General features: G+C 42.1%; 21 protein-coding genes and 1 pseudogene. 10 read left to right on the forward strand and 12 right to left on the reverse strand.

What is annotated here, in order from left to right; genetic code table 11:
- Positions 1-231: 231 nt before the first annotated feature.
- On the reverse strand, positions 232-1,194 hold the full coding sequence (locus tag ACSSVW_RS14165; protein ID WP_036973618.1) for a glycoside hydrolase family 43 protein: 963 nt from the start codon (positions 1,192-1,194) through the stop codon (positions 232-234).
- Positions 1,195-1,793: 599 nt separating this feature from the next.
- Here ACSSVW_RS14165 and ACSSVW_RS14170 point away from each other — a divergent pair.
- From ACSSVW_RS14170 to ACSSVW_RS14185, 4 genes are all read left to right on the forward strand, one after another.
- Entirely contained in the window at positions 1,794-4,610 is a 2,817-nt protein-coding gene (locus ACSSVW_RS14170) for a TonB-dependent receptor (protein WP_454179540.1), read from the forward strand.
- A gap of 268 nt (positions 4,611-4,878) precedes the next feature.
- Positions 4,879-6,216 carry an MFS transporter gene (locus ACSSVW_RS14175; RefSeq protein WP_065979494.1) on the forward strand — a complete coding sequence of 446 codons (1,338 nt, stop codon included), beginning with the start codon at positions 4,879-4,881 and terminating at the stop codon, positions 6,214-6,216.
- Positions 6,217-6,293: 77 nt separating this feature from the next.
- Complete coding sequence (locus ACSSVW_RS14180) at positions 6,294-8,738, forward strand: beta-L-arabinofuranosidase domain-containing protein (RefSeq protein ID WP_454179541.1); 2,445 nt, start codon at positions 6,294-6,296, stop codon at positions 8,736-8,738.
- A gap of 10 nt (positions 8,739-8,748) precedes the next feature.
- On the forward strand, positions 8,749-9,165 hold the full coding sequence (locus ACSSVW_RS14185; protein WP_454179542.1) for an FKBP-type peptidyl-prolyl cis-trans isomerase: 417 nt from the start codon (positions 8,749-8,751) through the stop codon (positions 9,163-9,165).
- 82 nt (positions 9,166-9,247) lie between these two features.
- Here the strand turns inward: ACSSVW_RS14185 and ACSSVW_RS14190 are convergent, their stop codons facing one another.
- Positions 9,248-10,252 (reverse strand): arabinan endo-1,5-alpha-L-arabinosidase, encoded by a 1,005-nt coding sequence (locus ACSSVW_RS14190; protein WP_065979491.1) that lies wholly within the window; start codon positions 10,250-10,252, stop codon positions 9,248-9,250.
- Between the two features lie 104 nt (positions 10,253-10,356).
- On the opposite strand from ACSSVW_RS14190, the gene ACSSVW_RS14195 reads away from it, so the two are divergent.
- Entirely contained in the window at positions 10,357-11,385 is a 1,029-nt protein-coding gene (locus ACSSVW_RS14195; protein ID WP_454179543.1) for a glycoside hydrolase family 43 protein, read from the forward strand.
- Between the two features lie 56 nt (positions 11,386-11,441).
- Here the strand turns inward: ACSSVW_RS14195 and ACSSVW_RS14200 are convergent, their stop codons facing one another.
- On the reverse strand, positions 11,442-13,070 hold the full coding sequence (locus ACSSVW_RS14200; protein WP_036973612.1) for a sodium:solute symporter: 1,629 nt from the start codon (positions 13,068-13,070) through the stop codon (positions 11,442-11,444).
- Positions 13,071-13,328: 258 nt separating this feature from the next.
- On the opposite strand from ACSSVW_RS14200, the gene ACSSVW_RS14205 reads away from it, so the two are divergent.
- From ACSSVW_RS14205 to ACSSVW_RS14220, 4 genes are all read left to right on the forward strand, one after another.
- The gene (locus tag ACSSVW_RS14205; protein WP_036973611.1) at positions 13,329-14,054 is read left to right on the forward strand and encodes a FadR/GntR family transcriptional regulator; all 726 of its coding nucleotides are present in this window, start codon (positions 13,329-13,331) and stop codon (positions 14,052-14,054) included.
- Positions 14,055-14,100: 46 nt separating this feature from the next.
- Positions 14,101-14,880 carry an SDR family NAD(P)-dependent oxidoreductase gene (locus ACSSVW_RS14210; RefSeq protein ID WP_036973609.1) on the forward strand — a complete coding sequence of 260 codons (780 nt, stop codon included), beginning with the start codon at positions 14,101-14,103 and terminating at the stop codon, positions 14,878-14,880.
- 130 nt (positions 14,881-15,010) lie between these two features.
- On the forward strand, positions 15,011-15,718 hold the full coding sequence (locus ACSSVW_RS14215) for a sulfite exporter TauE/SafE family protein (protein WP_074989520.1): 708 nt from the start codon (positions 15,011-15,013) through the stop codon (positions 15,716-15,718).
- Between the two features lie 27 nt (positions 15,719-15,745).
- Entirely contained in the window at positions 15,746-16,630 is an 885-nt protein-coding gene (locus tag ACSSVW_RS14220; protein WP_454179544.1) for an SMP-30/gluconolactonase/LRE family protein, read from the forward strand.
- Here the strand turns inward: ACSSVW_RS14220 and ACSSVW_RS14225 are convergent.
- From ACSSVW_RS14225 to ACSSVW_RS14235, 3 genes are all read right to left on the reverse strand, one after another.
- Positions 16,625-17,512: a LysR family transcriptional regulator gene (locus ACSSVW_RS14225; RefSeq protein ID WP_036973605.1), complete on the reverse strand. Its 888-nt coding sequence runs from the start codon at positions 17,510-17,512 to the stop codon at positions 16,625-16,627. The two genes, ACSSVW_RS14220 and ACSSVW_RS14225, sit on opposite strands and share 6 nt — an antisense overlap.
- A gap of 75 nt (positions 17,513-17,587) precedes the next feature.
- Positions 17,588-18,454 (reverse strand): pirin family protein, encoded by an 867-nt coding sequence (locus ACSSVW_RS14230; protein ID WP_036973604.1) that lies wholly within the window; start codon positions 18,452-18,454, stop codon positions 17,588-17,590.
- Between the two features lie 59 nt (positions 18,455-18,513).
- Complete coding sequence (locus ACSSVW_RS14235; protein WP_036973603.1) at positions 18,514-18,939, reverse strand: DoxX family protein; 426 nt, start codon at positions 18,937-18,939, stop codon at positions 18,514-18,516.
- A gap of 162 nt (positions 18,940-19,101) precedes the next feature.
- On the opposite strand from ACSSVW_RS14235, the gene ACSSVW_RS14240 reads away from it, so the two are divergent.
- On the forward strand, positions 19,102-19,623 hold the full coding sequence (locus ACSSVW_RS14240) for a hypothetical protein (protein WP_454179545.1): 522 nt from the start codon (positions 19,102-19,104) through the stop codon (positions 19,621-19,623).
- 5 nt (positions 19,624-19,628) lie between these two features.
- On the opposite strand, the gene ACSSVW_RS14245 is transcribed toward ACSSVW_RS14240, so the two are convergent.
- The 6 genes and pseudogenes from ACSSVW_RS14245 to ACSSVW_RS14270 all read right to left on the reverse strand — a co-directional run bounded on the left by ACSSVW_RS14245 (position 19,629) and on the right by ACSSVW_RS14270 (position 24,335).
- Positions 19,629-20,471, reverse strand: a complete 843-nt coding sequence (locus ACSSVW_RS14245; protein ID WP_036973602.1) for a DUF4198 domain-containing protein — start codon at positions 20,469-20,471, stop codon at positions 19,629-19,631.
- A 9-nt stretch (positions 20,472-20,480) separates the two neighbouring features.
- Positions 20,481-20,981: a DUF2271 domain-containing protein gene (locus tag ACSSVW_RS14250; protein ID WP_036973601.1), complete on the reverse strand. Its 501-nt coding sequence runs from the start codon at positions 20,979-20,981 to the stop codon at positions 20,481-20,483.
- Positions 20,981-21,613, reverse strand: coding sequence for a PepSY-associated TM helix domain-containing protein (locus tag ACSSVW_RS14255; protein ID WP_065979485.1), 633 nt, complete (start codon positions 21,611-21,613; stop codon positions 20,981-20,983). The genes ACSSVW_RS14250 and ACSSVW_RS14255 overlap by 1 nt, the downstream gene beginning before the upstream one ends.
- Positions 21,614-21,814: 201 nt before the next feature.
- Positions 21,815-22,198: pseudogene (locus tag ACSSVW_RS14260) on the reverse strand (YbaN family protein); the annotation flags it as partial.
- A 225-nt stretch (positions 22,199-22,423) separates the two neighbouring features.
- Positions 22,424-23,749 (reverse strand): porin, encoded by a 1,326-nt coding sequence (locus ACSSVW_RS14265; RefSeq protein ID WP_454179546.1) that lies wholly within the window; start codon positions 23,747-23,749, stop codon positions 22,424-22,426.
- Positions 23,750-23,849: 100 nt separating this feature from the next.
- Positions 23,850-24,335, reverse strand: a complete 486-nt coding sequence (locus ACSSVW_RS14270) for a MarR family winged helix-turn-helix transcriptional regulator (RefSeq protein WP_036973598.1) — start codon at positions 24,333-24,335, stop codon at positions 23,850-23,852.
- Positions 24,336-24,582 lie beyond the last annotated feature (247 nt).

Below are 24,582 nucleotides of genomic sequence, written 5' to 3' on the forward strand. Positions count from 1 at the left end.
GTGCAAATACTTTTGCAAAGGTAATTGATATGTAAACATGAAGTGTCAGTGTTTACAATATGTACAGCGTGATTTTAATTTTTTCAAGCTGCCAATTTTGGCGTTTTTTTCGCTGTTTTTACTCTTTTAGGGAAGTTTTTACTTATCTGAAAGTGAGGATTTTCCAGTAAATATGTTTATTTGTATTACATTTGAGCACTAAAAAGGGCTCTTTAAGAGCCCTTTTTGAGATTACTTGTCTTGTTTACTGAGACCTTCAGTGGTCATGATAATACGTTTAAGTGTGCCGTCTTCATTGTAGTAAAGTGGTTCGATAGCCACGGAACGACGAAAACGCCCACCACTTGGTTTGCCATCAATTGGTGGTACTGCACCTGTATGGTAAATAAAATAATCTTTACCTTTGTATTCGATAATTGATTGGTGGTTTGTTTCACTGTTGCCCGCGATTTCATTCAAGATACCTTTATATTCCCACGGTCCATGAATACTTTTACTCATTGCATAACAGATCTTCTCAGGGAACTCACAGGCGTACGATACATAGTAGTTATCATTTTTTTTATGCACCCATAATGCTTCTGTAAAGTTTGGCAAATCGATTGTTTTTATTTCCCCATCAAGCGAAAGTAAGTCATCGCTCAGCTTTACATATTTTGGCACTAAGTTACCAAAGAACATGTATGTATCGCCGTTTTCTTCGGTATAAATAGCAGGATCAATATCATCCCAATCATTCGGTGTGTGCTTGGTCATATCGTCTGTAACAAGCGCATGGCCTATGGCGTCTTTAAATGGGCCTGTCGGTGACTTAGACGTTGCAACACCAATAGCAAAGCCCGGTTTTGTATCGTTGTGGCGAACTGTGGTAAAGAAGTAAAAGGTGCCATCACGCTCAATCATGTGTGAAGCCCACGCTTCGCCTTTTGCCCACTTAAAGTCAGTGGCTTTCATAATTGGGCCATGCTTTTTCCAATTCACCATGTCGGTAGACGAAAAGGCAAGCCAGTCATGCATTTCGAAAAATACATCGTTATTAGGTGCTTCATCATGGCCTGTATAAAGGTATACGGTGTCGTTGTGAACAAGTGCTGCGGGATCTGCTGTAAAAACATCGGTAAATAATGGGTTTTGTGCAACGGCTAAGCTGCTCGAAAAAAGCAATGGCAGTGCTAACGCTTTCAATTTCTTCATGAGTGTCCTCTGTGACTAATGATTGTTGTACGAACTGCTGCTTTAGTGCTTAAAACTCATTCTAAATGACCAGATAATACACAGTGTACGCCTGATTATACTGAGTAACTGATTGTTTACATCGAAACAAATCAGCAAAAGTGCAGCAAAAATTGATTCTGTATTGTATTATTGTATTTTAATCATAGTAGCATCAAAATTCGCTGGGTAAATAACTTGTTAGCCCTTTTTTGTCGCTCTAGGTGAACTAAAGACAAATTAAACAAGCAAATGATTGCATGCTAAGTTTATGATAATAATAGGTATTAATGAATAACCAAAACATAAACGCAGCACGCTTTAAGTTTGTAACATGTTATAATTGCGACGTTTTTTGTAAACATAATGGCAGTTATTTTAATTTGGCTTTTTGAGTTGACTGTTAAATAGTCATACAATATGATTAAAGTTCAGACAGCAATGTATTAACATAATAAAATATAGACTCACTTGCGCACCGTTTTGACAACACACGTTGCACAATAAAGTGGTCACTCTTCGGTAACTGAATGGGGAAAGTTCAGCGGGCCGATATAACTATAATTTGGAGAACACCGCTTATGTTTAAAAGAACACACATAGCCAGTGCTGTAGTTATGGCATTTACCTGTCAATTTGCTTTCGCTCAAGAGCAAGCACCAAATACTCCTGAAAAGAACGTCGATGAAATGGAAGTTATTCAGGTATCAGGTATTCGCGGCAGTTTAAACAAAGCACTTGATGAAAAACGTGCAAGCGTTCAAATCGTGGATGCTATTGTTGCAGAAGATATTGGTAAATTCCCTGATAACAACGTAGTTGAAGCGCTTCAACGTGTGACGGGTGTACAAACAACGGGCCGTGGTGCAGGTGAAGTAAGTGCGGTTTCAATCCGTGGCCTTACTGACGTCAATACGACTATTAATGGTCGTGCCATCTTTACAGGCGCGGGTCGTGATGTGGCGCTGCAAGACATTCCAGCAAGCTTACTATCAGGTGTTACAGTTTATAAAACTCGTTCGGCAGATCAAATTGAGCGTGGTATCGCAGGGGCGATCGACATTAAAACGCATCGCCCATTCAACTTTGACGGTGAAAAAGTCGTTTTAGCGGCACGTGCTATTTATGCTGATCAGCCAGATAAAGTTGATCCAAATATCAGTGCATTATTATCTAACCGTTGGGACATCGATGGTGCAGGTGAGTTTGGTGCTTTAGTTAATATTTCATACGCTGAAACACATTATCGCGATGATACAATTACAGCAGGTGCAGCATTTCCATTTTTTACTGACAAACCGCATCATAATTATTCACCGTATTCTCGAATCCCTGACCGTGACTCTCAAGATAATCTAATTTGGCAAGGTGGTTTAGAAAATGGTCTACCATCATCAGAGGGTTCTACGTTGAATGTAGAAGGTGAACCAACTGAGTATTTATTAGCGCGAGATGCTATTTTCGGTACTTCATTTACAGGTTTGCGTAAGCGCCCTGCAGCATCAATATCTTTGCAGTGGGCACCAAATGAAACACTTGAAATTACGGCGGAAGGTTTCTACACGGGTTACGAGAATCAATCTCAAAATGCGTTATGGTTTTCAAATACCTTTGAAACTGGTAACGGCTTTATTGAAACCCCCACAGTATTTGATGGCACTAACGTCGTTAAAGAAAAACAAGCAATCGGTGCTGGTGGCTTCCAAAGTGGTGACTATAACTCTGAAACAACAGATAGCTACTTATATGCATTAGGTGCCGAGTGGCAAGCAAGCGATTATCTAACTATTAAATCTGAAGTGGTTTATCAAGACAGTGAATATAAGTCGGACTTTTTTGCAATGCGTTTTGATCGCACTTCGTATGGTTTAGATGTTGACTTTAATGACAATGATGGTGTGCCAAGTATCTCATTTTGGGATGATCCAAACACCGCAGTAAACGAAGCTGATATGGCTGCGATAGAAAATTGGAATGCTAGTACTATTTATGACAGTGCTGCTGGTAATAGCGGTGATGCCATCACTTTCACAATTGACGGTGAGTATCTTTTTGGCGGTACTTACATAGATAAAGTTCGATTTGGTGGGCGTTTCGAAAACCGTTCAGCACAAGAATTTACTAGAGATGATAATAAAGTTATTGGCAATACTTCAGTTGCAAGCCTAATGGAACAGCTAGTCGCTGCAGGCGCATCAGGAGATGGAAGTGGCTTAATTTTTAAAGTAGATGATTATTTTGATGGTCGTGCGGATGTATTTGATAGTTTCATTACTGCAGATGGTAGTTATTTACTGAAAAATGCCGATGCGGTTCGCCAAGTATATGATGCTCAAGTTGAAGGTATAGCTAAATCTTTTGATATTGATGAAACTTCTTATGCATTTTATGCAACCACTAATTTCTTCTTAACGGAAGATATTAGTGGTGAATTTGGTTTACGTTATGTGAACTATGAACAAGACATGAAGTTTTATGATACAGATAACAATGGTGAGCTAACAACAGGTAAAAATAAAACAGATAAAATTTTACCAAGTCTAGTACTTAACTGGAACATCACTGATGACGTGGTAGGACGTGTAGCATATACAGAAACACTGCGTATGCCTAATTTTGCTGACCTGAACACGGTTGTAAGATTACAAGACCCACTAACTGATATACCTTATGGTACGGGAACGGGTGGTAATTCTAATTTACAACCGACAGAGTCAAAAAACTATGACTTATCACTTGAGTGGTACTTTGCTGATACAAGCTCAATTTACGCTGCTTACTTTAACCGCGAAATTGAAGGCTTAGTGTTACCTGGACGTAAGACTGAGATTCTTGAAGGTAATGATGGTGTAACTAGACCTTATGTGATTAGTACATCAGTGAATGCGTCAAACGGGGAGCTTTCGGGCTTTGAACTGGGGGCTGTCTATTTTCCTGAAAACTTGCCAGAAATGTTAAATGGTTTTGGTGTACAAGCAAGTTTCACACTACTTGATTCATCACAAGAAACTCCTGACTTTAATCGTGCTGGAGAGATTACAGAATATGTTAAGTCGCAAATGGCTGGCGTATCTGATGAGTCTTACAGCATCGTCGGTATTTACGAGCGTGATTCATTTGACATGCGTTTATCTTACGTGTGGCGTTCAGAGTTTTACACCGGTAACGAAGCAGCTAGCTTTGCTAATCCGATTCAGTTCTGGAGCCGCCCAGAGCAAAGTTTAGACTTCCAGTTTAGTTACAATGTAAATGATGACTTTGTTGTGACATTTGATGCAACGAATATCCTAGATGATGTGTATCAGAACTACTACGGTAAAGGTAATGATAACTTATTTAATTTCGGTAACGGTATCTACTCACGTACATTCGCGCTTGGTGCACGTTATTCTTTCTAAAATTCTTGAATAGACCCAAAACCCCGGCTTTGCTGGGGTTTTTTATTTTTCAGATTTGCTAGAAAGTGGGCGTGTTTGTTATTAAACGAAAAGAGTTGCGAATTAATTAGTATGATAATACTATCATTTGAGTTAGCATTAAATTTACAAAAATAACGAATGCAGTGGCCAAGCTGTGTAGTATCACATAGTTGATACACAGTATTGAAAGGTGTTCATTGCTTAAAATATTGAGTATTGGCTTAATATTTTCCAATTAGGGTGTGGTATGGAATCTCAAAAGTTATCCGTTGTAGAAAAAGTTGGCTTTGGTGCCGGCGACATGGCAGTGAATGTCATGGTTGCAGCGTTATTTTATTTTATGTCTTTTTTCTACACCGATATCTACGGACTGGATCCGGTTGATATGGGTGTGTTGTTTTTAGTGGCGCGTTTTGTTGATGCCTTTACCGATCCATTAATGGGGGTCATCACCGATAAAGTGAAAACCCGCTGGGGTCAGTTTCGCCACTGGTTCTTATTCTTGTCTGTACCGTATGGTTTGTCGGTTATATTACTATTTACTACGCCAGATCTTGATTACAACATGAAGCTAGCATGGGCCTATGCAACTTACCTGTTTGCTACGTTGATGTTTACCGGTGTAGCAATCCCTTATATCTCTTATATTGGTGTACTCACTGCGGATCCTAAAGAGCGTTTATCTGCTAATGGTTACCGTATGTTTTTCGCAAAAATTGCCAATGTAGTGATTGTATTCTCAGTACCGTTACTTGCGTCTTACTGGGGAAATGGCAGCTTGTCTTACGGTTATAAACTCGCAATGGCACTGGTTTCTGCGTGTGCTGTTGCGTTGTTTTTATTCTGCTTCTTTACTACCCGCGAACGTATTACTCATGAGCCACAAACCGAAGGCGTGCTTACGCAATTAAAAGTGCTGCTTAAAAATGACCAGTGGTTGTTACTGTGTGCAGCGTGTGTACTTGGTACCTTAGGGTATGCAATTCGCGGTAGTGTGGCAATGTACTATGCAACCTATTATTTAGGCGTGCCCGATTTAGCGGGGGCATTCACCAGTGCGGGTATTGCGGCGTCAATCGTATCGATGGTGGCAAGTACGTGGATCACGCAGCGTTACTGTAAAATGAAACTGTTCCGTCAATCACAAATTGCGGTGTTATTTATTTCATTGCTTATGTATTTTGTGGTCCAACCGGGTGATGTAATGATGGCATTCGTGCTTTATATCATCTTGTCATTTGTGGTTGATTTACATGCGCCTGTGTTCTGGTCTGCGATTGCAGAAGCTGTGGATTACGGTGAAATTAAAGACGGTGTGCGTGCATCGGGCTTATCATTTGGTGGTATTTCATTCTGCCAAAAAGCTGGAGGTGGTTTAGCTGGTTTAGCAGGGGGATTATTACTGGCATTTTTCGAGTACAAACCCAACGTTGAGCAAACGGAGTTTACCTTAATGGGCTTAGCACTCATGCTTACTATTATCCCCGGTGTATTCCACGCGTTACTTGGTCTTATTCTTAAAAAATACAAGATTACCGATCAATACTATACGGACATGGTCATTCAAAAACGCCTACCAAAGTAACCTCCTCTTAAAACGCGCACGCTAACACAGTGTGCGCTTTGCTCTTTAAAATAACGGTTCGCTGGGAGACAACAAGCATGAACACATTCAAAGTGAGTTATTTAGCAAGTCTGTGTGCTGCAATATTAACGGTGACTGCATGCAGTGAGTTGCCAATTGACAGCAAACAAGTCGCCTCTGTTGCGCATGCTGAACATGCCAGCGAACAACATTTATTTGCGCTAAACCAAGTAAGCTTAAGCGCCAGCCCGTTTTTACATGCGCAGCAAACTAATGTGCGTTATTTATTAGCACTTCATCCTGATCAGCTGCTTGCTCCTTACCTGCGTGAGGCGGGCCTGACACCAAAAGCGCCCAATTATGGTAACTGGGAAAATACCGGTCTTGATGGTCATATTGGGGGTCATTATTTATCAGCATTGAGCCTTGCTTGGGCAGCAACAGGGGATGAAGAATTAAAGCAGCGTTTAGATTACATGCTAAGCGAGCTTAATCGAGCTCAACAAGCCACAGGTGGTTACTTAGGCGGTATTCCTAATGGCGATGAAATGTGGCAGCAGATTGAAAACGGTGAAATTAAGGCTGATTTATTCAGTTTAAACGACCGTTGGGTACCACTTTACAATATAGATAAAATCTTCCATGGCCTTCGTGATGCCTACAACGTTGCAGGAAGTAGCCAAGCAAAGCACATGTTATTTAAGCTAGGCGAATGGTTCTTAGCAACCACAGCGAAGTTAACTGATGAACAAGTTCAGCAGATGCTGTACTCAGAGCATGGTGGCTTAAATGATGTGTTTGCGGATATGTATGTTATTAGTGACGATGAGCGTTACTTAAAACTAGCGCGCCAGTTCTCTCATAACATCATTATTGAACCACTATTACACAAAGAAGATAAGTTAACAGGCCTGCATGCCAATACGCAAATTCCCAAAATTATTGGTATGTTGAAAGTGGCGAATGCCAGCGATGATAAAGCATGGCAGCAAGGCGCTGACTTTTTCTGGAAAACAGTGAGCCAAGAGCGTTCAGTGTCCATTGGTGGTAATTCAGTACGTGAACATTTTCATGATAAAAGTGACTTTACGCCAATGGTTGAAGATGTTGAAGGCCCAGAAACTTGCAATACCTACAATATGATGAAACTCAGCAAGTTACTGTTTTTGAAAACCGCTGATACGCGTTATTTAGACTATTATGAGCGCGCCACATATAACCATATTTTATCGTCACAACACCCAGAACATGGTGGCCTTGTTTACTTTACCTCAATGCGCCCAGGACATTACCGTATGTACTCGTCAGTGCAAGACTCTATGTGGTGTTGTGTGGGCTCGGGTATTGAGAATCACAGCAAGTATGGTGAGTTAATTTATAGCAATACGGGTAAAGAGCTATGGGTGAACTTATTTATTCCCAGTACGTTAAATTGGCAACAGCAAGGCTTACAGATCACCCAAGACAGCCAATTCCCTGATGATACCAAGGTTTCACTCACGGTGAACCGGTTGTCTGGGGGACAAAGCTCAGAGTCTGTCATCCATATTCGAAAACCGTCTTGGCAACAAGGTGAACTGCGCTTTACGTTAAATGGAAAAGCCGTGACCGCGAGCGAAAAAGACGGTTACTACAGTATCAGCCATGCATGGCAAAGTGGCGATAAGCTTGCCTTTGAATTAGCGCCTAAGCTTTATACCGAGCAGTTACCGGATGGCCAAGATTATTATTCTGTCATGTATGGCCCCGTGGTTATGGCCACCAAAGTACAGGCTTTTGCGAATGAGCAGTTAAGCTTTGTTGCTGATAACAGCCGTATGGGTCACATTGCTGCTGGACCGACGTGCCCCCCAGAAGCATTACCCATTATGCTCAGTGAACCTGCGCAATTTGTTGCTGATTTAACTCGTAAACCGGGCCAAGCGTTGGCATTTATCGCAGACAAAAATGTGGCGATTGCAAAGCAAGGCATTGGACAGACTGAACGCACGGAACTTATCCCATTTTTCCGCTTACACGACAGCCGCTATCAAGTGTATTGGCCACAGCAAAGCAAAGCTGAATTCACACAATTTGTAGCTGACGCCAAAGTGGCTGAGCAAGCGAAAGAGCAGCTTCGATTATTAACCGTTGATCACATTACGCCGGGTGAACAGCAACCAGAAGTAGAGCATAGCTTTAAAGGTGAAGGAACCCGTGCAGGTGTCAATAATGGCCACCATTGGCGCGATGCAACAGGTTGGTTTGAATATCAGCTTCGTAACCCCAATAAAAACGCTGCAGCAGTACGTATTCGTTATTTTATCGGTGATGTGAATCGTCATTTCTCAATCACCCTTAATGGGGAGAAACTGGCCGCGGTAAGTTTGCCTGTTGGCAACCCAAGCGATGAGTTTTACACCATTGATTACCCATTAACAGAGGCGATGAAGCAGTCAGAAATGCTGACCTTGCGTTTCACAGCCAACCCAGATTCTGTTGCGGGTGGTATCTATGGCATTCGATTGATCAACGAGCAATAAAGAGTGGGCTATGTTAAGCAATAATATGTTTGATAAAGCGGTGAAGCCGGTATTTTCGTCATGCTTAAAAGAGCAGCAAAGCGTTTACCAAACTCCTACGGGCCTTGGTTATCGTGTTATTGAGCAGGGAGCAGGTGATAAGCCCCACTGGGATGCAACAGTCACTGTGCATCAACGTGTAGTACTTAATAACGGTCGGGTGTTATTTGACACCCGTGCAGAGGGTGTACCTGTTGAGTATGAAATTGCCGAGGCGATTGTGGGCTTGCAAGAAGCATTGCAACTGATGAGTAAAGGCAGTCGTTTTGAAGTATTAATACCCCCTCATCTTGCGCGAGATGTGTACAGTACATTTATTGCTACAAAGCATGAACAGGATTGCCAAAGCCCGATGCGAGTTGATATCACCCTGCTTGATTTTAATTAATAATACCAACTTCAAATCTCAAAATAGATCACTTGAGTAAATAAAAAACCTGCAAAATTGCAGGTTTTTTGTGTTTGAATAATTACTTTATAAGCGTGGTTTTAAGCTTGTTTAGGTCGGCTGGGTTTACAACCGGCCAATCGTTTTTCCAGCTCATCGGTAAAATTCGTAGCTTTTGTACGCCGTTATCGGCTGTTTCATAGGCGTGCAACACGAGGTAGTCTTTACCATCAAACGTGTAAGCGGCATTGTGACCAAGGGCTGCCCACTCTTTGTTACCTTCAATCACTAAGCTACCACCACCATCAACCAGCGAGCGACCTTGCTGATCTAAATAAGGACCTTCAACGTTTTTACTGCGACCAACGCGAACATTGTAAGTACTTTCAATACCTTGACAGCATTTATCAAATGACACAAACAGATAGTAATAGCCATTCTTTTTAAAGATATAAGGCGCTTCAATTGGGCCATGCTCCGTGTTTGGACGGCTGGCAATGTGATGCCACTTTTCAGGCTGTGCTAAGCGCACCATGTCATCATCTAGTTGCACTAATTTTAACCCCCCCCAAAACGAACCAAAGCTCATCCAAGGTGTGCCATTGTCATCTTCGATAATAGCTGGGTCGATAGCGTTCCAATCATCACGCTCAGGCACTGACTCAACCACAATACCGTAATCGATCCACTTGTAGTCAGGTGATGATGGGTCAAGAGTGTCGTTTACCGTTACACCAATTGCTGAGGTGTTTTTACCAAATGCAGAAACAGAGTAATACAGATAAAACTTGCCATTTTTCTCGTACACATCCGGTGCCCACAGATGGCCACCGAAATTAGGTGACACGCGTTTTGCCCAGCTAGGCTCGTCTTTAAAGACGCGGCCAGTGAGTTTCCAGTTAGTTAAATCTTTTGATTCATAATAGGTAATGCCAGGGCCTGTACTAAATACATAATACGTGTCGCCTTCTTTGGCCATAACTGGATCGTGTACTTCTACCTGTTTTGCAGACACTGCAGCTGCTGAGATAAGTAGTCCAGTTGAAAGCCACTTCATTGCTCGTGTCAGTTTGTGTGCGGGTCTCATGATCGAATACCTTTTTGTTGTTTTAACTTTTCTGTTCATTCGTCTACTATATAATATGTAATACAATATTAACAATAAAATAAAAGTGAAATACAGGACACATTATGCTCAAAAAATTATCTCGGTTTACGTTACTTACCGTGTTAAGCACTTCGTCAGTGCCAGCCTTTGCTGATGCTAATAGTAGCAAGACCGTCGCGCCAATTGATAACCCTATTGTACTTAAGCGTGCCGATCCTTGGTTAGTGCGTGATGAAAAAACCGGATGTTATACCTTTATTGGTAGTTCACCGATGTTTGATGAAATTGAACTACGCCAAGCATGTCGCCTAAATGACTTAAAACTAGCCGAGCCAAAAGTTATTTGGCAAAAGCATGATAAAGGCCCTATGAGCGTTAACATTTGGGCGCCTGAGCTGCACCACATTGATGGCAGTTGGTACATTTACTTTGCGGCCGGTGACATTGAAAAGCCTTTTAGCATTCGTATGTATGCACTTAAAAATGACCACGTTGATCCTATGCAAGGCGACTGGCAAGAAATGGGGCAGGTTATGAGTCACCTAGATAGCTTCTCTCTTGATGCGACCAGTTTTACTCATAAAGGCAAACGCTACATGATTTGGGCACAGCAAAACCAGCCTGCCACATACAACTCGGCCTTGTGGTTAGCAGAAATGGACTCACCAACGTCAATTAAAGAGCCTGTTATCGCGATTACTGAGCCGACTCTTGAGTGGGAAGTACAAGGCTATAAAGTGAATGAGGGGGCTGCTGTAATAACGCGTGGAGATAAAATTTTTGTGACCTACTCGGCCAGTGCCACCGATCATCGTTATGCGATGGGCTTGCTATGGGCAAATGTAAATGATGATTTACTTGACCCTAAAAGTTGGCATAAAAAGCCAGAGCCTGTTTTTACTACCCACGCTGAAGTTGGTCGCTTTGGTCCGGGTCATAACAGCTTTGTAAAAGCGGAAGATGGCGTGACAGATTTGCTAATTTACCATAGCCGCGATTATAAAGAGCTGAAAGGCACGCCATTGACGGATCCAAATCGCCATGCGCGAGCACGCATTATTACATGGGATAAAGATGGGTTTCCTGTGTTTTCACCAGAGCTAGCTGATTAAAAAATTTTTAAAAAAAGGGCGCCAATTGGCGCCCTACAACTTTGGGAACGAAATGTTTACCAAAAGCGGTAATATATAAAGGCAGTTATGCCTAAAATGCCCGCTGTATGGATGTAATCCCACTTATCTAAACCCTCGGCGACCTCTTTGAGTGTTGCTTTGTCTAGGCTTGAGAAAGTAAGGCCTTTTAATTGCTCTTCATCTGCTTGTTTAGTGAAAATACTCACCACAATCATAATTACGACAACCACAACAAACAGCAGGATACAGTAGTACAACCAGTTCATTGTCGTTATCCATGCAAACGATGAACCCGTTAAATCATCTTTAAAGGGTAATAATACTAAGCGGATCATACCCAGTACGAAACCAGACACAAGACCAACAAACCCCGCTGTTGGCGTTATGCGCTTACTACATAAGCCGAGTAAGAATACAGCCGCGATGCCTGGTGCAATTAATGATTGAACACTCTGGAGATATTCATAAAGTACATCGGCAATTAAGCTCATGACGGGTATCCACAACAGTCCGAGTACAACGATAACGATAGTAGCCATTCTGCCTACTTTTAGAAGGTGTTTTTCGCTTGATTCTGGCTTAAACTTTTTATAAAAGTCGATCGTAAATAAAGTGGCTGATGAATTGAATAGCGAAGCGAGCGAGCTCATCAGTGCTGCGACTAAGCCACCAATCACAATTCCTTTCACACCCGCAGGTAACAGCTCAGCGACTAACGTAGGAAATGCTTGGTCAGCGCTTTCGTAACTAATAATTCCTTTTGCATTCAGAGCGTAAGCAATCATGCCCGGCACTAAGAAAATAAACACTGGGAGGAGTTTTAAATAACCCGCAAACATCGTCCCGCGACGTGCTTCTTTAATCCCTTTCGCAGAGAGTACGCGTTGCACAATATACTGATCGGTACACCAATACCAAAAACCGATAATAAACGAGCCAAAGATAATCCCAGGCCAAGGGAATTCAGTGTCTGACGCGCTGCGAATAAGGTGCATATTAACGTCATTTAAGCGTTCAACTTCTGCCCAGCCGCCGACTTTATCAAGACCAACAACTAAAATGACCAGTGAACCAATGATCAACACTGGTGTTTGCAGCACCGAGGTCCACATAATGGCTTTCATGCCCCCTAGAACAGTATAAATCCCGGTGATCACCACTAAACCAATGGCAGAAATCCAAAAGAAATCGATACCCCAAATACTCTCAATTCCTAAAATGGTTTTAAAGGCGATACCACCGGCATACACGGTCACGGCGACTTTTGTTAATACGTAGCTGATTAATGAGATAACAGATAAGAAAGTTCGCGACTTAGAATTAAAGCGACGTTCTAGAAACTCAGGCATGGTGTAGACCTTGCTACTCCAATAGAAAGGCACAAAAATCCAACCGAGTAATAGAATAATCCACGACTGCATTTCCCAATGGGCGAGTGCCATACCTGATTGAGCGCCAGAACCAGATAATCCGACTAAATGTTCTGAGCCGATGTTTGATGCGAAAATAGAGGCACCAATTACTAACCAGCTTGCATTACGACCCGCCAAAAAGTAGTCAGCGGTGTCTTCTTCTTTTTGTCGCATAGACATGACGACAACGCCTAATAACAGGACAAAAAATCCTGCCAGCACTGCCCAGTCTAAGGTACTTAGTTCGACCATTGTGTGTTCCACCTAATTATGAAAGAGAATGTTGTTTTTAATTGTCGGTTAAAAATATTATATTATAAATTGGGTGAGTGAAAGTGATTTGTTAAAATAAGGTGACACTGGATATATAAAAAAGTGACGATTACGCGCGGTTATAATAAGATGTTCTGTCTTTTTAATGTTTTGTTATTGATTTTAATCAACTATTTGCAGGATGACGGAATAGCTTTATAGATGTATTATATTACCTAGATCTTTAGAGGAACACACATGGCGCGTTTAGAGAATTTGAACTTATCACAACAAGTTACCAATGAACTTGGTAAAGCAATTATTGTTGGTGATTATAATACTGAGACGGGGTTACCAACCGAAGCACAGTTGTGCGAAGTGTATGGTATAAGCCGCACAGCTGTTCGTGAAGCAGTTAAAATGTTGGCTGCAAAGGGATTAATTTCTTCTCGTCCACGACAAGGGATCCGTGTTGAACCGGCGGATAACTGGAACTTATACGACACCAGCGTATTAAAATGGTTACTTGAGAGCAGTCCGTCACTTTACGTACTGAAAGAGTTCTTGCAAGTACGCTTAGCTATTGAGCCACAAGCAGCGGCGTTGGCAGCACGAAAAGGTGACCAAGCTGCGATCGCTGAAATTAAAATGGCGCTCGATAAAATGCAAGCGGCTGCCGATGAACCTGAAGGCGTAATGCACGAGCCAGACCTTGCGTTCCACACGGCAATTTTGCACGCCAGTGGTAACCGTTTTTTCTATCAATTACGTGACTTTATTCGTACTGCATTGCATGTCAGTATTCAGCACACAACACCCGCTAAAGGTAATAAACAAGCCATCGCTGAAGAGCACTTTAAAGTGTATAACGCGATTGCCAGTGGTGACCCTGAGCGTGCGAAAAATATGATGACGTACATGATTGATGAAGCGATGGCGTTTATCGAAAAAGAAATTGCAGACAAAGAAGCTGCAGCTCAATAAGTTTCGCTACTCAACGTTGTAAATACTGTAAAAACAAAAGGTTATCATGCCAAATTCAAATGAGCTTAAAACAGTTTACGCCAGCCTTGCCGGTAAAAGTGTATTTATTACAGGCGGAGCGACGGGAATTGGTGAAGTAATGGTAACGCGCTTCTGTGAGCAAGGCGCAAAAGTCACCTTTGTTGATATTGCAAAGCAGCAAAGCGAGGCTTTGTGCGCAAAGCTTGCGGGTAAATATGAGTTTGATCCGCAGTTTATCTATTGTGATATTCGTGATGTTGAAGCATTGCAAGCCGCTATAGAGCAAACCCGTCAGCAACAGGGCGATATTGGGGTATTAATTAATAATGCAGCCGATGACACTCGCCATGCAGCAGAAAACATGGATGTAAAATATTGGGAAGACAAGTTTGCTGTTAACTTACGCCCTTGTTTCTTTTCTTCACAGGCTGTTGTGGCGCATATGCAGCGTTTAGGTGGGGGAAGTATTATCAATATGGGGTCGGTAAGTTGGCGCATTAAGCAAACAGGAATGCCTGCTTACACCACTGCTAAAGCGGGTATTGAAGGGCTGACGCGTTCTTTAGCAGCCTCGTATGGCAAAGACAATATTCGGGTTAATACCTTGGTTCCTGGATGGGTAATGACAGAGCGTCAAATTACTCATTGGTTAACCCCAGAGATGGTTGAAGACGTTCGTTTAAGCCAGTGTATAAACGAAACAATACAACCCGACCACATTGTTAATGCAGCATTATTTCTGGCTGCTGATGATAGTCGGATGATGACAGCACAATCATTAATCGTAGACGCAGGTTGGACTTAATTGCATTTATACATTGCAAAATGACTGACTTGCGATAAAATTTTTTCAATAAAACAAATGATACTATAATAATAAAATATGGGTTGGTATTGTTACCATCTCCCCTATTTTTCTAAGGTGGTAAGAAAGTTTGACCGACTTTGTACTCGTGTATGTAATTCTGATCATTGGTGCTTGCTTGCAAAGTGTTATTGGCTTTGGCCTTGGCATGCTGTGTGTGCCAGTTTTATATTGGTTAATGCCTGAACTGGTGCCTGGCCCTATGATTTTGAATGCACTCTTTTTAACTTCGGTGTTAATGATAAAGCACCGAGGGTCAATCGATATGAAACAGACGGGGATCTCAATAGTCGGTGGTGCAATGGGCGTAATATTCGCAGCGGCAGTGATGTGGTATGTGAATGCTAAGCAGTACCAGTTATTGCTCGGAGTGAGTATATTAGTCGTCGTCGCATTATCTATCATAGGTATGAAACCTAAAATATCGACCATAACGAGTTTATTAGCCTCTATGTCGTCGGGGTTTTTAGGAACCACCACCTCCGCTGGGGGCGCGCCGATGGGGCTGCTCTATCAAGCCGAGGATAAAGATAAAATAAAGGCCAACCTTAGTGCATTCTTTGTTTTCATTAACCTATTTGGCATTATTGTGCTGATGCTTACTGGCTCTGCTGATATGGGGGATGTAAAACTGTTTTTCTTTTGTCTGCCAGCAATCTTAATTGGCTGGGGACTGTCTTTTGTAATTAATAACAACTTAAACGAAAGAGCAATTCGCAGCATCATACTGCTGGTCGCAGGCTTATCTGGCCTAGCACTTATTTTTATACACAGATAGAATGGTAAAAGTTCAGCTGTTTATTTAATGAAATTTATGCTCGATGCCACCCTAAAAATAATTATTTCTAGCCAATGCCAATTAGGCGAAGGTGTTTACTTTGCAAAAGCCCACAACTGTGTATTTTGGGTTGATATTTTGGGTCAGCGTTTATTTCGTTTGCACTGCCAAAGTATGCGGGTAAGTCAGTTTGCCATGCCAGAACCCATTTGTTGGGTAATGGAAACGGAGCAAGGTGAACTTGTTGCTGGGTTTGCGAAGGGCATCTATAAACTTAATAGCGAAGACTTTAGCCGCGAACTGCTTTACTCAATCGACAATGAGCCACAGCAAAACCGATTAAACGATGGTAAAACATCACGGCAAGGTTTTGGTTTTTTTGGCTCGATGGACTCTCAAGAACAAGCACCGAGTGGAAAGTTATACCGCGTTGGTCATGGAAAGGCACCTGAAGTCGTTGACCAACACTACACCATTAGTAATGGACCGGCCGTAAGTAAATGCGGGCAGTTTTTATACTCAACAGACTCTGAAAAACAAACTATCTATCGCTTCTCATTAAGTGCACAGGGCGAGCTTAGTAATAAGCATGCGTTTATCCGTTTTACCGATAGCATGGGTTACCCAGATGGCATGACGGTTGATAATGACGACCACTTATGGGTCGCAGCATGGAATGGTTATGGTGTTTATCGTTTTTCGCCACGCGGCAAGCAAGTGCAATTTTTACGTATTCCCGCACCACGTGTTACCAGTGTTGCATTTGTCGGAGAGGCACTTGAGCATGTGGCAATTACTACCGCAGCAGTCGGGTTGGATGAGTCGGTACTTGCTGATTACCCGCACAGCGGGGGCGTGTTTATTTTAAAGCCGGGTGTTAAAGGCATCGCTGAAACACCGCTTAAACTATAGATTTTCCATTACTTGGTAGCGTAATTCGCCAAGAAATGCCCGTGCTGCGGGACCTAGTTTGTCACCGTCTTTGAAGAGCAAATGTAACTTAGCACTGCGGCTACTGTTATGCGTTAAATTGAGCGCTTTCATTTGCCCTGCTGCGAGTTGTTTTTCAATCGCTATTTTTGGTAACCACGCAAAGCCTAGACCATTACTGATCATATCAATAGAGGTGCGTAAATGCGTTACCGTCCAACGTTGATCGGCACCTAGCCAGCCGCCATCTTGTTTGTGTTTATTCGCTGAGTCACGCACTACAATTTGTCGGTGTGATTTTAAATCTTCTAATGTTATTTCGCGGTCAATCGCATGCAAAGGGTGATCTGGATGCGCCACGGCAATAAATTCAATATTGCATAACTCTTCATGAAAGCCAGCCGCTATCGGAAAACCTGTAATGGCAATATCGACCTGATCATTTACAAGTAATTCATTGCCACCCATCAGCACAGATTCATGCAATTCGATACGCAGTTGTGGGTATTGCGAAGACGTGTCGTTAAGCACTTTATAAAGTAATTGCTGTGGAAAAATGGCATCAACTGCAATGCGCAGCTTACTTTCGATACCTTCGCCGAGGGTTTGGCCAATCGCTTCGACTTTGGCAGCTTCATCGAGTAAATAATTGGCACGGCGTAGCATCATTTCACCGGCTTCTGTGAGCACCGTTTTACGTCCTTGAATAGTAAATAATTTTACATTGAGTGCCGATTCAATTTTGCCCACGGCATTATGAATACTCGACTGGCTTTTATGAATGCTTTGTGCGGCTTGATTAAAGCCACCAAACTCAACAACAGCACGAAACATGCGCCATTGCTCTAGGGTGATTCTTAGCATGGTATTCCTTTGCTAACGTGGTTACTTACTAATTAGTGCCTGTAAATGGATAGTACCTATAAATTGCAAAAAAGTTTACTTTTTAGCAAAGGGCAACTCAATATATTCAAGCTCATCACCGGGGATTTTAGCAAAGCGCTGTGCTTGCCAATCTTGTTTTGCTTGCTCGATACGCTCTTTGCTGTATGCAACAAAGTTCCAGTGTAAATAAGGAACTTTATTGAATTTACTGCCACCGAGTAAAATAAAGCGGCTATGCACATGGGTCGTAATTTCGTGTTCGCTGTCATCGAGTAGAACAAAATTGTCTTGAGTATAGCGAGTATCACCAATACTAACTTCACCATAAATTACATACACAGCGGTTTCATGATGAGGATGCGGTTTAGTAATATAACTGCCTTGCTCTGCTACTGTATCTAAATAAAACATAGGTGAGTAGCTTTTCACAGGGGAGCTCAAGCCATAGGCATCACCCACGATTAGTCGCATCAGCACTCCTTTTTCTATTTTTTCAGGCAGTTGCTGTTTTTTGATATGTTCAAATCGCGGTGCTATTTCGGTCATGCTCTCAGGCAAAGCAACCCAGCATTGCAGACCATTAATGTCGTGCTCGCTTGCACGCACTTCAAGGCTTTCTCTTTCTGAGTGCACTATACCGCGACCTGCGGTCATCCAGTTAACATCGCCAGGTTCTATTTGCAGGCTATTGCCTAGTGAATCGCGATGGTAAATACTGCCAGTAAACAAATAAGTGAGCGTTGAAAGGCCAATATGAGGATGAGGCCCCACATTTATGCCTTCACCGCGAGGAAAGTGATTCGGCCCCATGTGGTCAAAAAAGATAAATGGCCCAACCATTTTTTTGTCAAAATGCGGCAAGATGCGTTTTACATCGAGCCCACCAATATCGTGGCTGGTTGCTGTTAATAACTTTGCCATATTTGCGCTCCTTAAAAACAAACCCAGCCAACAACTTAGGTTATTGGCTGGGAGAAATGTTATGCCTGACTACGTTTTAACATTAGTTGATCTAGGCTGATTTTGCCTGCACCAACACTGGCTAATGCTAAAAAGCCACCTGCCATTGCAATGTTTTTGTAGAACATTAAAAATTGCATTTGATCATCAAGTTGAAAGTGGAATAACAAAGCACTGGCCAGGCTGAAACCAGCAAAAGCGACAGCGGTTAGTTGTGTTAAAAAGCCGAGTAAAATAAATAACCCGCCAACCATTTCAAAAGCAATGACAAATGGCAGTAAGAACTCTGGTAAACCAACGGATGCCATGTACTGTGCTGTTGCATCGAAAAACTCGATTTTACTAAAGCTGGTGAGTAAAAAGATGGCCGATAAACCAATACGTGCCAATAAAGTGCTAATATTTTGTAATTGTGGTTGAGCTGAGATTAAAGTAAAAAGTTTCATAGTAGGTATCCTATTTAGTTAAGCTGTGTGTCTGCGATGAAGTAACTATAAATTCACTTTAAAAGAATTAAAAATTGTAAAATTAGCGCTTATTATTCTATAAAAAAGAATTTTAAAGAAGGTTCAATGTGAAGTTATTGTTATCAATAGGATTTTTTTTCTATGGCTGCAAGCAGCGTGGTGTTTGCTAATCAAAACTTACCCAATAGTCGTCATTATGAGTTATTAGTTTCAGATATAGCGGTGCAGCAAAGCTGGCAAGTTAAAGACATAATTAAAGGTTATGAGATGTGGGAATATCAAATAAACCTTAATAAAGGCAATACATTAAAGGTTGATTTTGCTCCTTCAAACTCTAGTAACTACTTTAATATTTTACCGAAAGGTAACCCAACCGCTTTGTATGTTGGCCCGGCAAAAGGTGATCATGCTGAGCTTAAAATTCCTGATGATGGCAATTATGTGATTTGGGTATTTTTGATGCGCAATGCCGCACGCCGTGATGAGCATAGTAAATTTACAGAAGATATTAGCGTTATCAAAAGCCCATTAAATGGGATGCACCCAAGCTGGGATGTCGATGGAGATGGGCCAATGATTGCGAGAAAGACGGCAGCTGTGATCACACCGTTGACTACAGTCTTCCTCGAAAGTCGAATAAGGCCTCTTATAAGGCCTCATTAAGTGACTTATTCAGGCGCGACTTCAAGGGTGGTAAATAATGAGTAACGCACGTTATCGATATCTGCTTCTGTTGGTTTTTGATCAACAGATGCTTCAATCAGATACATATCAGCGTGTTCGAATGTCACGGTGAAGAAACCTTCACTATCGGTAGTAAGTTTTACTTCATCACGCGCATTACGGTAACGAGCACTGCCGCGTACAATCGCTAGCTCAACGTTAGCGGCAGGTTTTCCATCCATTAATAATTGGAATTTAGCCTCTTCACCTGCAAATAAATCGTTTGGATGCGTTGGGCCCGAAATCTCTAAGCCTTGGCCAAGTAATGTGGGTTTAGAAGTGCCGTTACGGCTTACAAAGGTGTCAACGGTTGCGATTGACTTAATCGTGCGTACTTCGGTTGCACCAGCAGGAAGATCAGCGTCTTTTTTACCTGTAAATACACGACCACGGTTGCCGTCTTTATCTTTGTAGAATGTCATTAGCAGAGGCTTTTGCTGCATCGCAATATGGTACGTCCCATCTTGCGATAAGCTAACGGCCGCCGAGTTTTTACGTTTTAGGTAGTACGCGCGAATCTTCTCTTCTACAGGCTTACCGTTTGGCGCAAGGGCGATTAATAAGTTGTCATCATATTCTGCGCCTTGTTCATTTGGGCGGTAGGCTTTGTCTGGGCTAAACAACTCGTTTGAAATACTGGCATCAATCATCACATAATGTGTTTTTTCACCCGATAAAGAGGTGTGCGATGGCATTAACCAACGTGCGTGTGCCTGTGCGTAGCTTGATGCAAGTGCGGTGAATGTAACGGCACCGATTAGGGCCGTTTTTAATAATTTTAATTTCATTGTTTATCCTTAATTGCTAGTAATAGTAACGAAGCTAGTCGCGAATTCTTTTTCGCCAGCGAGAGTGACTTTGCCATCTTTTGTTAAGTCGATTTCAACACGGCTGTAATCACGACCACCTTCTTCACGTACAACTTCCACATTGAGTAAATATTTACCGGGTTTAACGGGGTTACCTTTTAAATCCTTACCGTGCCACTCAATGGTGTAAGTACCAGGACGTTTTGTGGCACCTGTTACGCCGTCGAAGTTATCGTTACTGCGACCTGCTTTACGCCACCACTGACGTAAGTCTTTAAACCACTCTGCTTTTTCAACCCAAAGTGCCACTGTGGTTACATGTTTACGTTCTGGGGTTTCAAGCCAAAGCGCAACATATGGGCGGTGATAAGGGGATACATCAAGCTCAGGCAAAGTGAACTCAACGGTGAGGTTGGCGTCTTTGGCAAAGCTAAGTGGGCTGAATAAACAGCTGAACAGTAGAGCAAGTAGTAAGTGGGCTTGTTTCATTAAGATACTCCTTTAAGTTGAGGCACCCAAACTAGATAAATAACCAGAGGTGTGACGACACCAAACAGTGTTAGCCAAAGCCCTGAGGTACGCTTTTTACGGTTTTGAAATAAAATAAATAAGCCAGTTATAGCGAAGATGATCATTAATACTGCTGAGATATCAATTACCCAGCTCCATGCCTCGCCTGTATGACGGCCTTTGTGCAAATCACCAATAAGGCTCATAACCCCGCCTGTTTGGTAGTCAAGATTGAGCTCTCCCGTTTGAAAGTCTATTTCGGCATAAGCAAACCCTGCAGGCAACGGGTAGTCGAGCATGACTAGTGCGTCTTGTTTTTCCCATTCAATGCTTTTTACATTCTGCAGAGAAAACTGATCTGCCATATAACGTTCAATTTCAGGGTAAAGAGTGGGTAATGCATTAAGGTTCTGCTGTGCTTTTTCGAAGAGCTGTGCAGAAATGAGCACGTGGGTTTGACCATTATGTTTGTCATTTTCAAGCCAACTTACGTGATTGAGGATGATGCCGCTGATACAAAATAAGATCAGTAGAAAAAATAGCGCGGTTGATAAATAAATATGTAAGGCACGGCTAACGCTATAAAACATGCGTTTATTGAAAGAGAACATAATGTAAGGTACTTGTTATTGATACTCACATGATAATAGTTCGTATTATTAATAACAAGTGCGTTTACGTTCTTTACATTCGAGCAGTTAATACTGAATAGCGAGGTACGCAATAATGGCGAGTTGTGAGGTAAACAGGCTAGCAAGTAGCATTAATTGCAGCCGAGTGGATATGTTAAGTTGGATCAGCGTCGGATGATTAGGCTTTGAGGGACGATTGATTAAATAGCCCAACACGCACACCTCGATAACAGCTACAAGATACATAACCCAAATCGGTGCTGCGCTTTGCAGTAAGAAGAAATAGCCCACGGCCATGCCAAGGCCAGCTAAAAACTTTGCTCTTAGCGGAACCACTTTATAGAGCTGCCAATACCGAAGTGATTCGCCATACCGAGGATGATTTAATAGCCAAGCAGACAAAGCGGGAGAAGAGCGTGTAAAACAGCCCAAAGCAAGAATAAAGAAAATAGTTGTGGGCATCACAGGGAGTGCAATACCTATGATACCTAAGCCAACCATCAATAATCCAAGTAATTGATAGCAGCCATTTTTATAGGCGGTAAATACCGTTCTTACATTCATCAATATAATTAAGCCTGATAAAACTGAAAATGCGGTGATGCATACTGTGCAAAATCATACATTTATTCTGCGTTACTTTTAACTGTAGCTCAGCTAACGTTTTTTACCTAATGTTGCATGAAGAACGTTTAAGGGGGTTAAAAAATTACTGTGTTATTTAGAGGTAAACGAGGGATGGGTGCATAGAAAGTTTAAAAAAGCCCAGCAATAGCTGGGCTAATCGTTTTAAAAGTAGTAACCGATATTGATATTGAAGCGCGTTTCGGTCTCGTCGCTGTCGCCAGCTATTGAGCCACCAACAAACGGTTGGTTTTTCGCTTTGACAAGATCAAAGTAGGTAAATAAGCCACCTGCGGCGACCGACACACCCGTTACATTCATCCACGTGTCTGCACTGTTATCTGACTTATCGTAAATAATGCCGTAGTCATTATAAAATTGCAGATTGGTTACTGGCCCCCACTCAACAGGTAAACTGTAAGCAATGTTGGCATTAGTCATCGTGGCTTCGGCGGCGATACTGTCATAAAAAGAGTAGGCGCCGACAGCCATACGATTTACGTTATCAATGTCGTAATCGTATTCACCATGTTGCAGTTGGAAGTTCCACGGGCCAATGGTGCTGTTAAGGTGCACAGCCCAAGCCATGTAGTCGCCTGCTTTGTCTTCACCGTCGTGTAGGCCGCCTGATAACGCAGAAACACCTAACTCAGTGGTGCCACCATCATGCTCGAAGTGGTAACCATAACGTCCAGAGAATGTATTGTATTCACCTATCGCATTGGTGGGTTCTGCGTAAACGTCTTCGTCGGCATCACGAAAACCAACGACATCATACGAATAACGATCGCTGCGATTATCAACGTAACCGTCAACACCACCTAATTCATCATTTTTAAAAAAGCCAAGGTCAATTTGCCAGTTATCGGCTATTTTACGCTTAAATAACACACCTAAATCGTGGTCATCTTCTAAGCCAACGTAATAAGTGGTGCCAAAAAAGTAGTTGTGAGAGTTATAAGGCCAGTTACCAAAGGGGACTTTGGTGATCCCCGCTTGCACTTGCCAATCTTCGGCAAAGTCATAGGCTGCATAGGCATATTTAACTGCGGTCATGTAATCGAAAAAACGAATTTCTGCATTTAATTGCACGTCACCAACATCGCCTGCAAAATTCAATCTGAAAATATCAAAATCGAAGTCGCCCCCGCGGTTCTTATTGCCGTCATCATAGGATGTGTGACTAAAGTTAGTACGTACAGCACCGCCAACTCGAATCCCAGACTCTTTCTTTTCGAGCTCTGAATCAACAGCAGCCGTTTGCTGCTCAAGCTGCTTTTGCTGTTTAGCAACTTGGGCATCAATTTGTTCTTGCTGCGCCGCTTGTTGTTTTGCTTGTTGCTCTGCTTTATCGAGCTGAGTTTGAAGTTGCTGCATCTGTTGCTTTAGTAATTGCAGCTGCTTTTGAAGGTCATCGATTTCTGATGCCTGACTATGACTTGAAGTAGTGCCCAACGCTATCGCTAGGGCTAACTTTGAAAGTTTAAGCATGAATTATCGCTAATGTAAGAATGGGTACTATTTAGCATAGATGATATTCACACTGAACCCAAGGGTAGCCACATAAATTTAATATTAATCAACGGGTTTATTATTGAGACTCAATGGTTCGCGTAAGCGCACCTACTTCAAGTAAGGGGGAGGCATCAAGTTGGTCTGCATCCATCATGGCTGCAATACGCTGCATAGATGACAATAATAGACTTTGTTCCCACTCTTCAAGGGCTGAAAACTTTTCAATAAAGTGCTCTTGTAAAGGCTGTGGCGCTTTATTCAAAATTTCTTTGCCGCGCTCGGTAAGGTATAGACTGACACGACGCTTATCTAGTTGACTGCGAACACGCGTAACTAGCTCACGGTTTTCAATGCGGTCTAAAATATTGGTGACAGTTGCGGGACTTAAATTAACGTTTTGTGCGATGCGGCTGGCCGTAATGCCATCGGTGTGCGCGACTTCGTTCATTATAAGTAATTGTGGGCCTGTTAATCCCGATGTTTTGTTGAGCTGTTTTGAATGAAGGTCGATAGCCCTGATAACTTTACGTAACGATACCAATAGCTCATCATACTTTTGCATAGTTGTGTCTCTTTAAAAAGGCGGTATCTGGCGACCGCAATCGCGAAATATTACACATCTAATAAATTGAGTTCAAATAAATTACACCTATATAAGCCATAGATTAAAGCTAATAATGGCATGGTTTTGATTTGTATTTAGTTAGAGAAGAAATTAAATGCTCTATTTTGTCGTTTAGATAGAGTAATTGTTGTTAACACTGAAAATGCTAATATGGGGTGACTTAGCATTTGGTTGTAAAACATTT

This window comes from Pseudoalteromonas sp. MBR-15 (assembly GCF_053628915.1).

Coding starts and splice junctions, on each gene's coding strand:
- ACSSVW_RS14250 (WP_036973601.1), bottom strand. CDS start 20,981: ATGAAACAAGCCCACTTACTACTTGCTCTACTGTTCAGCTGTTTATTC.
- ACSSVW_RS14255 (WP_065979485.1), bottom strand. CDS start 21,613: ATGTTCTCTTTCAATAAACGCATGTTTTATAGCGTTAGCCGTGCCTTA.
- ACSSVW_RS14175 (WP_065979494.1), top strand. CDS start 4,879: ATGGAATCTCAAAAGTTATCCGTTGTAGAAAAAGTTGGCTTTGGTGCC.
- ACSSVW_RS14185 (WP_454179542.1), top strand. CDS start 8,749: ATGTTAAGCAATAATATGTTTGATAAAGCGGTGAAGCCGGTATTTTCG.
- ACSSVW_RS14220 (WP_454179544.1), top strand. CDS start 15,746: ATGAAATTTATGCTCGATGCCACCCTAAAAATAATTATTTCTAGCCAA.
- ACSSVW_RS14190 (WP_065979491.1), bottom strand. CDS start 10,252: ATGAGACCCGCACACAAACTGACACGAGCAATGAAGTGGCTTTCAACT.
- ACSSVW_RS14200 (WP_036973612.1), bottom strand. CDS start 13,070: ATGGTCGAACTAAGTACCTTAGACTGGGCAGTGCTGGCAGGATTTTTT.
- ACSSVW_RS14245 (WP_036973602.1), bottom strand. CDS start 20,471: ATGAAATTAAAATTATTAAAAACGGCCCTAATCGGTGCCGTTACATTC.
- ACSSVW_RS14210 (WP_036973609.1), top strand. CDS start 14,101: ATGCCAAATTCAAATGAGCTTAAAACAGTTTACGCCAGCCTTGCCGGT.
- ACSSVW_RS14265 (WP_454179546.1), bottom strand. CDS start 23,749: ATGCTTAAACTTTCAAAGTTAGCCCTAGCGATAGCGTTGGGCACTACT.
- ACSSVW_RS14205 (WP_036973611.1), top strand. CDS start 13,329: ATGGCGCGTTTAGAGAATTTGAACTTATCACAACAAGTTACCAATGAA.
- ACSSVW_RS14230 (WP_036973604.1), bottom strand. CDS start 18,454: ATGGCAAAGTTATTAACAGCAACCAGCCACGATATTGGTGGGCTCGAT.
- ACSSVW_RS14235 (WP_036973603.1), bottom strand. CDS start 18,939: ATGAAACTTTTTACTTTAATCTCAGCTCAACCACAATTACAAAATATT.
- ACSSVW_RS14195 (WP_454179543.1), top strand. CDS start 10,357: ATGCTCAAAAAATTATCTCGGTTTACGTTACTTACCGTGTTAAGCACT.
- ACSSVW_RS14225 (WP_036973605.1), bottom strand. CDS start 17,512: ATGCTAAGAATCACCCTAGAGCAATGGCGCATGTTTCGTGCTGTTGTT.
- ACSSVW_RS14180 (WP_454179541.1), top strand. CDS start 6,294: ATGAACACATTCAAAGTGAGTTATTTAGCAAGTCTGTGTGCTGCAATA.
- ACSSVW_RS14270 (WP_036973598.1), bottom strand. CDS start 24,335: ATGCAAAAGTATGATGAGCTATTGGTATCGTTACGTAAAGTTATCAGG.
- ACSSVW_RS14240 (WP_454179545.1), top strand. CDS start 19,102: ATGGCTGCAAGCAGCGTGGTGTTTGCTAATCAAAACTTACCCAATAGT.
- ACSSVW_RS14165 (WP_036973618.1), bottom strand. CDS start 1,194: ATGAAGAAATTGAAAGCGTTAGCACTGCCATTGCTTTTTTCGAGCAGC.
- ACSSVW_RS14170 (WP_454179540.1), top strand. CDS start 1,794: ATGTTTAAAAGAACACACATAGCCAGTGCTGTAGTTATGGCATTTACC.